The sequence below is a fragment of the Cobetia sp. genome, assembly GCF_983723665.1.
In genome coordinates, this window is the sequence record NZ_CFDJES010000124.1 from 1,542 (window position 1) to 8,154 (window position 6,613).

Genomic DNA, 6,613 nt, shown 5'->3' on the forward strand with positions numbered 1-6,613 from the left:
AGCCTGGCTTACAGCGAACCGAAGGGGTTGTCGACCTTGAGCGAGACGGGCTTCGCATAGCCGGGGATACGGATCTCGCGATCCGTGATCTCCAGCTCCGGACCTTCGAGCACGCCTTCACCGAAGCGATAGGTCGGCGTGAATTCGCCGCGCTGTGCCTTGTCCAGATAGTCGGCGCGACGCTGCTCGCAGAGACCGCTGCGCTCACGCCAGGCAGCCAGTGCCGCCTCACCATGCCGCGCCGCCAGCAACTTCAGTGTGACGTCTGCCGACAGCACCACGCCACTGGCGTTGTTGCCACCGAAGCCCTTGGCATTGATGAAGGCGACGTCTGCGGTGAACTCGCGCGCCTCGCGGCGGATGTCGAGGTGGCTGTGATGCACGTCATCGGCGATGGCATCCAGCGTCGGGATACCCGGCAGGATGCCGGTCGCCATGCTGCCGAGCGCCGACACCGCCTGGTCGCCCGCGGCGCTGCCCTGGCTGTGGCCGACGAAGGATTTTACCGCCACCACAGGCCAGGCCTGAATGTCGTTGGCGCGAGCCACTTCATTGAGCACGTGGGACTCGGTGGTGCGGTTCTTCGGCGTGGAGGTGGCATGGGCGTGCACGAAGCTGCGCTGGCGCACGCCTTCATCGCCGACGATATCGCGCGCCAGCGCCACCGCCTTGCTCAGGGTGATGTAGTTGCCGACGCCGGGCGCCGAGATGGAACGCTTCCAGCCGTCGGCATTGACGAACACGTCCGGCACGCTGCCGATGATGCGAGCGCCGGTGTCCAGCGCCAGATCATCCGCCATCAGGATCACGAACTGGGTCGCTTCCGCGATGGTGAAGCCACAGTTGCGCGCGAACGGGCGACAGGCCTTCTGGTAATCGCTGTCGGTGAGCACTTCCAGCGCGTCGAGGGCCTTGAGGCTCTCGTCATCGGCCAGGGCACCCATGCTGCGGAAGCCCTCGATGACTTCCGGCGTGATCGGCGCATCGGCGGTGCCGACCATCACCACACGGCGACGGCCGCTGCGGATGTCGTTCAGGCCCAGCTTCAGGTTGTAGAGGAAGCTTGCGCAGGCGCCCATCGCGGCACCGGCGCCACCGACATTGCCCAGCACATAGGCATTGAGGAAGTCGGCGGGCATCTGGGCATAGCCCAGCGGCATCTGTTTGGAGGTGGCGCGCTCGCCGGCCACGAAGGACTTCATCAGTCCGCCCCAGCCTTCGGCGTCCATCTGGCCGATGGAGTTGCCGGCGTAGACGGCAATATCGTCCGGATCGAGGCTATCGCGCAGCGCATCCCAGTCCAGGCCGCTGTCGCCGAGGCAATCGCTGGCACCGAAGATGGTCATCGACAGGCCGCGCGGGTGATGCACGCTGCGATAGAGCTGCTCCGGCGCGAAGCCGCTGGGCAGCTGACCCGCGGCACGCACCAGCGCCTGACGATGATCGGGCAGCAGGACATCGAATTCGCCGGCCGGTACCGTGACCTCGACATGACGGTTGTCCAGCTCGCGGATCTGCCAGTCAGCGGGCGGCTGTTCCGGCAGCTGGCGGCTGCGCAGCGTGAAGGTCAAGTCCTGGCCCAGCGTCAGCTTTGACTGACGATTGGCAGGAATGCCTGTCGCGTTGAAGCGCTCGTCTTCAATGCGACGAATCAGGGTGTGGGTCAGCACCTGGTCTGCCAGACGCTCCGCAAGCGCCTGAGCCTCGGCGGGCTGGCCTTCGGCATCGAACCACTGGCCCTGATCATCGCAGCGGGCGAGGTTCATGAGCGACGCGAGCCCCAGCAGGGTCTCTTGACGGTCTGTCTCCGGCAGGGAGTCGAGCACCGTGCGTCGGAACGCCTGATGGCCCGAAGTTCTGCCGGCGGCATTGACGCCGCCCATGCCGACGATCACCGGTAAGTGTGACAAGCCGCTTTCCTCGTAAAAATACTGTGAGTCGTTGGTCTGGGCGATACCTCTGCGGATATTCGTCCAAATGATGGGCGGATGATAACACCCCCTCAATACAGGCGTCATGCACCCCCGCCTCTACGCGGGCGCGCCAGCGAGCGCTTGCTGCGAACACTGTGCGATATCTCTGCGCTCAGTGCGAGTCCCACTGGCCTGTTTTTGTACTCGTCATGGCGCGGGATGATCGTGATTAAACGTTTGTTTGATTTTCGAATCGCAAGCTGCCATTCTGTCGTGGCTGTTTGAGTTGGTGTAGGCGCGTGCCGCGAGGCAGGCGCCTTTTTTTGTGCCCAGGCCTTCCTGCGCCGCCGGCCCCGGATGGGCTGTACGCCATATGGCGCAGCCCGATGCAGGCGCATCTGCTAGACTCCGCGCGTGATTTTCCTGCCCGTTGCTATCGGAACTGCTGATGTACGCCAACTCCCGCCAGATCGATTCTCCCCAGACCGGCCCCCACGAGGATATCGAGCGTCGCGTGCGCCGTGCGATGGCGCATCCGCTGCGCAAACCCGTGGCGGAGCATACCCGCGAAGCGTTCCTGCAAGCGCAACAGTGGTTGTCGGCTCAGGCGAAGCCCCTGTGGCTGGACAGCGGCTGCGGCGTCGGGCGATCGACTCGCCAGCTGGCACTGGCGCATCCGGACCATGCCGTCATCGGCGTGGACCGCAGCGAAGACCGTCTCAGCCGCAAGCATGGCGAGCTGCCGGACAACGCCTTGCTGGTGCGCGCAGACCTCGTCGACTTCTGGCGCCTGGCGCTCGCCGCGGGCTGGGCACCTGCGCATCACACCCTGCTGTACCCCAATCCTTATCCCAAGGCGCGCCATCTCAAGATGCGCTGGCAGGGCCACCCGGTATTTCCGATCATCATGGCGCTGGGCGGTCAGCTGGAGCTGCGCACCAACTGGGAGATCTACGCTCGGGAGTTCGCCCAGGCCATCGGGTATGCCACCGGTGTCGAGGTGACAGCGCACGCCTTCGAGCCGCAGGGCGATTATCTGACGCACTTCGAGCGCAAGTATCACGAGTCTGGCCAGGCGCTGTGGCGACTCGAATGCCAGCTTGAACACACGCCCGAGCGCTACCCGCTGCAGGTCTGACGCGACTCACGTCGGTGGCAGGTTCTGGTTGGCGATAGCGGCGTGGCTGTTGTGGAAGGTGTCGCGCAGTGACTGGCGCAGCCAGCTGGCCGCGGGGCCACGAGGGCTGTCGCGGCGCGAGATCAGTTCGATATCGATGTCGGCGGTGGCGCCCAGCGCGCTCAAGTCCAGAATCTTCAGGCGCTGCTGAAAGGGGGGGTAGTGGGCGATATGGCGCGGAACCTGTGCCCAACCCAGCCCGCGCGTCGTAAGCTCTGCCATCGCATAGAAGCTGTTGAGCTGCCAGAAGCGCTGTGAGCGTGGCCCCTCGTGGCCGGGTTCCAGTTGCTGACGTTGGCCGATCATCAGCTGGCGGTGATCGGCCAGATCACTGTGGGTCGGGCTCTCGAGCTGCGCCAGCGGGTGATCGCGTGCCACGATCAGCACCTGCTCCAGTCGCCCCAGCGCCTCGCGCTCCAGCGCCATGACACCCAGCGGCTGATAGAACAGGATGCCGAGATTGGCCTGGTGCTGCTCCACCCAGCGGGCCACCTCATCCTGCGCGCCATTGAGCAGATTCAGCGTCAGCGTCGGGTATTGCACCGCCATCTTTTCCAGCACCGCCATCACTGGCGGCATCTCCACCAGCGCCTCATCGATCGCCAGCGTCAGGCTGGCTTCCAGCCCCTGGCTGAGGGTGCGGGCGCGTGCTTCCAGGCGCTGGCATTGCATCAGCACGCTGTTGGCTTCATGCAGCATGGCCTCGCCCGCGGGCGTCAGCACCGGCGTGCGAGGGCCGCGATCGAACAGCTCGCAGCCCAGGTCCAGCTCCAGATTGGCGATGGCGGTGCTGACCGCGGATTGCGCGCGACCCAGACGCCGCGCCGCCGCCGAGAACGAGCCCGTCTCCGCCACGCAGCGCAGCGTCTGCAGTTGCTCCAGTGTCCAGTTCATTGCCTCGCCTCGCGCCTTGATCCATCTGAATAATAGATGGATACCAACTTTAAACCATCTTGTACCTCTCTAGAATGCCTCCTCCATCCGCGTCGTTCAGCCCGTCCGGCATCACACGCGGTGATCGAGAGGAGGTATGACATGCGTTCCAAGAAAGAACGTCTGGCCCAGGCAGGATTGCTGGAATTGGGCGGCATCCTGCTCGTGGCGCCGCTGTCGGCACTGGTCACGGGACATGACCTGGCGAGCATGGGCAGCCTGGCGGTGGTGATGTCCACACTGGCGGTGATCTGGAGTACGGTCTGGAACTGGATGTTCGATCGCTGGGTGCCGACCCGCCAGCGCAGCGCGACCCAGCGCATCGCTCAGGCACTCGGCTTCGAGCTCGGCCTGGTACTGGTGACCGTCTTCATCGTGGCCGCCTGGCTCGACCTGGGGCTGTGGCAGGCATTGCTGCTGGATCTGGGCTTCGTTGCCTTCTTCCTGGTCTGGGCCATGATCTTCAATCCGCTGTTCGATGCCGTGATGAGTCGTCTGCTGGCGCGCAAGGCCGCGCGTGAGCAGCAGCTGGCCCCCCACAATACGAGGTGATTCGATGAGTTATGTCTTCCTGGCAGTGGCCATACTGGCGGAGGTCATCGCGACCAGTGCGCTCAAGGCCTCCGAGTCCTTTTCGCGATTCGGCCCCAGCGTGATCGTGGTGGTGGGCTACGGCATCGCCTTCTATTTCCTGACGCTGGTACTGCGTGATCTGCCGCTGGGCGTGACCTATGCGGTGTGGTCCGGGCTCGGCATCGTGCTGGTCACCGTGTTCGGTGCGGTGGTCTATCGCGAGATGCCAGACCTGCCGGCCATCCTGGGGTTGGCGATGATCGTGGGCGGTGTCGCCGTCCTGCATCTGTTTTCCAGCGCCAGTCCTCATTAAGCTAGGGGCATCACGGCGCCTCCCGGCTGTGACATGGATGCTCACCGACGACGTCACTGGATGCCTCATGCCCCTATTTCGCACTGCACCGACCTCTGCGCGACCCTCCCGACTGTCTCCCCTGTTGCCCTTGCTGAAGGCAGCGCGCCCCGCAGCAGCGGGCAAGTCGCTGCGTTTCACGCGCTCGCTGCGCCGACTGGCCATGGCGGCCGGTGCGACGCTTGTCGTGGCGGGCCCGGCGCAGGCGGCGGGCTTTGACAACCTGACGCGACTGACTGACAAGGGCTTCATCGTCAGTGCCCAGGCGCGCATGCTCGATACCGGCGAGACGCTGGCCTCGGTCAATCCCGACCAGCAACTGACGCCGGCTTCGCTGTCCAAGCTCTATATCGCCGGTGCGGCGCTGGACCGTTTCGGCCCGCAGTACCGTTTCTCCACGCGTCTGCGCAGCACGGGCACGATCAGCGGCGGCGTCTTGACCGGTGACCTGGTGCTCGAGGGCAGCGGCGACCCGGCGCTGACCAGTGAAGAGCTGTGGCGTCTGACCGAGGAGCTGCGTTTTCGGGGCATCCGCCGCGTCGAAGGGCGCCTTTTGATCAGCCAGTGGCGCTTCGGGCCGGTGCCCTGCATCAGTACCGATCGCTGCAATGCCTCGCGGCGTTCCAGCAATGCCTATGATGCGCTGCTGTCGTCCGCGGCCAGCAACTATGCCAGCTGGTGCGTGAAGGTGATGCCGGGTGCGGGCAGTCAGGCGCCGGCGCGACTGGCCAGCTGCGACACCACCCAGCCCACCGAGATATTCGACAACCAGGTCACCACGGTCGGCGCGGGGGGCAAGAGCGCCATCAATGCCCGCCGCACCACCAGCAACGGTCGCGATACGCTGGTCGTCACCGGCACCATCGCCGCCGACAGCCAGCCGCGCAGCATCTACCGCGCCGTCTCCAATCCTGCGCTGTACACCGGTGAGCTGATGCGTGACATCCTGGCGCGCGCCGGGATCACGGTGACCGGCGGGGTGGACATCACCTCGACGGCGCCGCCCTCCAGCGCCGCGCAGCTCGGTAGCGTCGAAGGCAAGCCGATGCAGGAGTTGCTGACGCGCATGCTCAACTACTCCAACAACTTCATGGCGGACCAGCTGACGCTGGCGCTGGTCGGCGGCAGTCAGGCCACCTTGCGCCAGGGCGGCGCCAAGCTCGAGACCTTCGCCAGCGCGATTCCCGGTCACGGCCCGCTGACGATGTATTCCGGCAGCGGCCTGACCTCCCAGAACCGCACCAGCGTCAGTGGACTGGTGGCGTTGCTCGACAGCATGTATTACCGCCCGGCGCTGTTCCCCACCTTCGTGGCGGGCCTGCAGGCACCGGTCAATGGCCCGATGCGCTTCATCCGCCGTGGCAGCGAGACCTTCCGCAATCACGTGATGGTCAAGACGGGCACGCTCAACAACCCGGTGCCGGTGCGCGCCATCTCGGGATACTTCCGCACGCAAAGTGGCCGCTGGGGCGCCTTCGCGGTGATGGTCAACGGCCGGGCGGCGGTGCCTTATCTGTCCTGGCCGCAGGTGCTGGATCCGGTCGCCGAGGACCTGACCGCGATGATCGAGCGCAACTGAGCTCCTGATCGCGAGCGCATGAACACGAAAGCCCCGCCGATTGGCGGGGCTTTCGTGTTCATGGCCTGAGTGACAGACACAAAAAA

Annotated in this window: 6 protein-coding genes; 4 read left to right on the plus strand and 2 right to left on the minus strand. The window is 65.3% G+C overall.

Annotation, left to right across the window (positions count from 1 at the left end):
• Positions 1-8: 8 nt before the first annotated feature.
• Positions 9-1,883, minus strand: coding sequence for a beta-ketoacyl synthase (locus tag AC4FAH_RS11680; RefSeq protein ID WP_153636992.1), 1,875 nt, complete (start codon positions 1,881-1,883; stop codon positions 9-11).
• A 478-nt stretch (positions 1,884-2,361) separates the two neighbouring features.
• Between AC4FAH_RS11680 and trmB the strand changes: the two genes are divergently transcribed.
• Entirely contained in the window at positions 2,362-3,051 is a 690-nt protein-coding gene (gene trmB / locus AC4FAH_RS11685) for a tRNA (guanine(46)-N(7))-methyltransferase TrmB (protein WP_107335950.1), read from the plus strand.
• 6 nt (positions 3,052-3,057) lie between these two features.
• Here the strand turns inward: trmB and AC4FAH_RS11690 are convergent, their stop codons facing one another.
• On the minus strand, positions 3,058-3,984 hold the full coding sequence (locus AC4FAH_RS11690) for a LysR family transcriptional regulator (protein WP_153636574.1): 927 nt from the start codon (positions 3,982-3,984) through the stop codon (positions 3,058-3,060).
• Positions 3,985-4,125: 141 nt separating this feature from the next.
• Between AC4FAH_RS11690 and AC4FAH_RS11695 the strand changes: the two genes are divergently transcribed.
• From AC4FAH_RS11695 to dacB, 3 genes are all read left to right on the plus strand, one after another.
• Positions 4,126-4,575, plus strand: a complete 450-nt coding sequence (locus tag AC4FAH_RS11695; RefSeq protein ID WP_054557236.1) for a PACE efflux transporter — start codon at positions 4,126-4,128, stop codon at positions 4,573-4,575.
• 4 nt (positions 4,576-4,579) lie between these two features.
• Entirely contained in the window at positions 4,580-4,909 is a 330-nt protein-coding gene (locus AC4FAH_RS11700; protein ID WP_153636572.1) for a DMT family transporter, read from the plus strand.
• Between the two features lie 67 nt (positions 4,910-4,976).
• Positions 4,977-6,527 carry a D-alanyl-D-alanine carboxypeptidase/D-alanyl-D-alanine endopeptidase gene (gene dacB, locus AC4FAH_RS11705; RefSeq protein WP_242007700.1) on the plus strand — a complete coding sequence of 517 codons (1,551 nt, stop codon included), beginning with the start codon at positions 4,977-4,979 and terminating at the stop codon, positions 6,525-6,527.
• The last annotated feature ends 86 nt before the right edge of the window (positions 6,528-6,613 follow it).

Bases quoted from the DNA above. Each gene is read 5' to 3' on its own strand.
- AC4FAH_RS11690 (WP_153636574.1), bottom strand. From the start codon at position 3,984: ATGAACTGGACACTGGAGCAACTGCAGACGCTGCGCTGCGTGGCGGAG.
- AC4FAH_RS11700 (WP_153636572.1), top strand. From the start codon at position 4,580: ATGAGTTATGTCTTCCTGGCAGTGGCCATACTGGCGGAGGTCATCGCG.
- AC4FAH_RS11680 (WP_153636992.1), bottom strand. From the start codon at position 1,883: ATGGGCGGCGTCAATGCCGCCGGCAGAACTTCGGGCCATCAGGCGTTC.
- trmB (WP_107335950.1), top strand. From the start codon at position 2,362: ATGTACGCCAACTCCCGCCAGATCGATTCTCCCCAGACCGGCCCCCAC.
- dacB (WP_242007700.1), top strand. From the start codon at position 4,977: ATGCCCCTATTTCGCACTGCACCGACCTCTGCGCGACCCTCCCGACTG.
- AC4FAH_RS11695 (WP_054557236.1), top strand. From the start codon at position 4,126: ATGCGTTCCAAGAAAGAACGTCTGGCCCAGGCAGGATTGCTGGAATTG.